Annotated in this window: 1 protein-coding gene; it reads left to right on the top strand. The window is 39.4% G+C overall.

From position 1 onward, the window contains the following. Positions 1-193 precede the first annotated feature (193 nt). Positions 194-865, top strand: coding sequence for a phage shock protein PspA (gene pspA / locus AB4653_RS21760; RefSeq protein WP_010440091.1), 672 nt, complete (start codon positions 194-196; stop codon positions 863-865). Positions 866-895 lie beyond the last annotated feature (30 nt).

Raw genomic sequence — 895 nt, 5'->3', positions numbered from 1 at the left:
ATTCATCATAGCATGGTTCGGGATAATCACCATTTTATTGTAAGCGCTTGATAAACAATGACTTGAAAGTTGGCACGCTACTTGGATTACTTATGGTAGGTTTAACAACAGACGTAGATTTTTGAGCAAGTGGATTGAGAAATCGAAAACGATTTAAAACCTATTTGCCATTATTGCAATTAAGGAGTTTCTTATGGGTATTTTTTCTCGCTTTGCAGACATTGTAAATTCAAACATCAGTGCACTATTAGATAAGGCTGAAGATCCTGAAAAGATGATTCGCCTCATTATTCAAGAAATGGAAGACACGCTGGTTGAGGTTCGTACTAACTCAGCAAAAGCCATTGCAGACAAGAAAGAGCTAGCACGTAAAGTTGAAGCTATCGAAACTCAGATTCTAGATTGGCAGAATAAAGCGACATTAGCCCTGACTAAACAACGTGAAGATCTGGCTAGAGCGGCACTCATCGAAAAGCAAAAACTTGAAGATATCATCAAGAGTCTCCACACCGAGCAAACTTTGGTTCATGAAACCATCGAAAAACTAACCAGTGAGATCGGTAAGCTTGAAACCAAAATCGCCGAGACTCGTGCAAAACAGCAAGCACTAATGATTCGTAATAATGCAGCAAGCAATCGTCGCGATGTTCAAAAACATCTGCATTCAAGCAAAACCAACGAAGCAATGGCGAAGTTTGAGCAATTCTCACGTAAAGTGGATGAATTAGAAGCTGAAGCTGACGTTTACGCAAAAACCGGTAACGCAAAATCTTTAGACCAAGAGTTTGCAGAGCTACAAGCTCAAGACGAGATTGAAAAAGAGCTGGCGAAACTGAAGCAACAAGTTGAAAACCGCGATAAATAATTTTAGGAGTTGTCTATGTCAACATTTCTA

The organism is Vibrio sp. 10N.222.48.A3 (assembly GCF_041475345.1).
Lineage (GTDB): Bacteria > Pseudomonadota > Gammaproteobacteria > Enterobacterales > Vibrionaceae > Vibrio > Vibrio tasmaniensis_A.
The sequence above is the reverse complement of the archived record's forward strand: the minus strand, read 5'-3'. Positions and strand labels throughout refer to the sequence as shown.